This window comes from Streptomyces sp. NPDC057654, assembly GCF_042800135.1.
Classification (GTDB): Bacteria; Actinomycetota; Actinomycetes; order Streptomycetales; family Streptomycetaceae; genus Streptomyces.
This window is the reverse complement of record NZ_JBHVHQ010001221.1, coordinates 1-1,908: the sequence shown is the minus strand read 5'-3', so window position 1 is coordinate 1,908 and position 1,908 is coordinate 1. Positions and strand designations below refer to the sequence as shown.

The 1,908-nt window shown below is 76.9% G+C and carries 1 protein-coding gene and 1 pseudogene; both read left to right on the top strand.

Going from position 1 to position 1,908, the window contains the following annotated elements:
- Window positions 1-716 (top strand): tRNA pseudouridine synthase B (locus tag ACFU99_RS42205; protein ID WP_384403710.1); only part of this gene is annotated, 716 nt, incomplete at its 5' end.
- Window positions 717-975: 259 nt separating this feature from the next.
- Window positions 976-1,908 (top strand): annotated as a pseudogene (locus ACFU99_RS42200) (serine protease); the annotation flags it as partial.

Here is a 1,908-nt window from a genome sequence, read left to right as displayed (position 1 = left end):
ATCTGGCGCTGACCGAGAAGGAGTACGTCGGCACCATCCGGCTCGGCCAGACGACGGTGACGGACGACGCGGAGGGCGAGCTCACCGCGTCCGCCGACGCCTCCGGCATCGCGCGCGAGGCCGTCGACGCCGGGGTCGCCGAGCTCAGCGGCGACATCATGCAGGTGCCGTCGAAGGTCAGCGCCATCAAGATCGACGGCAAGCGGTCGTACGCGCGGGCACGCGAGGGCGAGGACTTCGAGATCCCCGCGCGGCCCGTGACGGTCTCCTCCTTCGTCGTGCACGCGGTGCACGACGGGGTCGCGGAGGACGGCACGCCCGTACAGGACCTGCTGGTCTCCGTGGTCTGCTCGTCCGGTACGTACATCCGCGCGCTCGCCCGCGACCTGGGCGCGGGCCTGGGCGTCGGCGGCCACCTCACGGCACTGCGGCGCACCCGCGTCGGCCCGTACGGACTGGACGCGGCCCGCACGCTGGAGCAGCTCCAGGAGGAGCTGACGGTCATGCCGGTCGCCGAGGCGGCCGAGGCGGCGTTCGCCCGCTGGGACGTGGACGCGGAGCAGGCCCGGCTGCTGGGCAACGGCGTGCGGCTGCGGATGCCGCCGGCCGTCGCGGACGGGCCCGGTCCCGTCGCCGTCTTCGGGCCCGACGGCACGTTCCTCGTGCTCGTCGAGAACCAGGGCGGCAAGGCCAAGAGCCTGGCGGTCTTCGCCTGACGCACGGACCGCCGCGGCGGTCCCCAGGCGGCTCGGTCACATCCGTGGGACGGGCGGCGCGGTTCGCCCGCCGCCCGCCCCACGATCCCCCTCACCGGCTCTCTATCCAGCCCACGGCCCCGATTCACCCCATCGAGCAGGCGCTCGGAGTGAACCACGGGGGTGCGAGGGGGCGCGTTCGCGGTGCGAGGTGTTTCCGGCGATCACTCGCCGCATACCGTCTGAGTACGGGCGGCGGGGCGCGGGGAGGGCACGGCGGATGGCGTTGCGGCGTACGGATCCGGACGAGGCGCTGGTGCGCATCCGGGACCTGGCCGGCCGGCCGCGCGGCACCGGCTTCCTCGCGGACGGCCACGGCACCCTGATCACCAGCCATGAGGCGGTCGACGGCCTCGCGCGCGTCGTCCTGCACGCCTCCGGCGAACAGACCTGCCTGGTCGGCGACGACGCCGTGCTCGCCCTCCCGGAGGCCGATCTCGCGCTCGTACGGACCGAGGGGCTGAGCGCCCCGCCGCTCGCCGTCTCCGCGTCCACCGCCATCGAGCCGGGCGCGGGCGTGCGGCTGCGGACGCGGCGCTGGCTCGACGCCAGGGTGGTGGGCGGCGCCGCCGTCACCTACACCGCCACCGACCGCTTCCACCTGCTGGGCTCGGCGCTGGAGCTGACCGTGGGGGACCGGGAGGGGGTGCGGCTCGGCGAGCGGGCCGCGGGCGGGCCCGTGCTCGACGTGCGGACCGGAGCCGTCGTCGCCGTCCTCGGCACCGCCCTGCACACCGGCCGTCGGGCGGGCGGCTTCGCGATCCCGCTGCGCGCCACCGCCGAAGCGGACCCCGGAGGTCCGCTCGCCGCGCTGCTGGCGCGCAACGGCGCGACCGTGCCCGCGTACGGGCCGGACCTCAACCTCGCGGGCGCCCTCCAGCTCACCGCCCTCTCCCTCGGCCCGGCGGGCGGCCCGCGCCCCTGGGGCGAACCGGCCGAACGCCCCGACACCGCCGAGGAGTTCACCGCCTTCCTCGACGGCGACTCCCTGGTGCTGGGCCTCGTCGGGGACCCCGGCACGGGCCGCACGACCGAGCTGGCCGCGCTCGCGGCGCGCCGGGCCCGAGGGGCCGCGCCCGCCCCGACGGTGTGGCTGCGCGGCGCCGCCCTGTGCGCGGGCGACGCGGGCGTCCGGGACGCCGTCGCCCGCGCG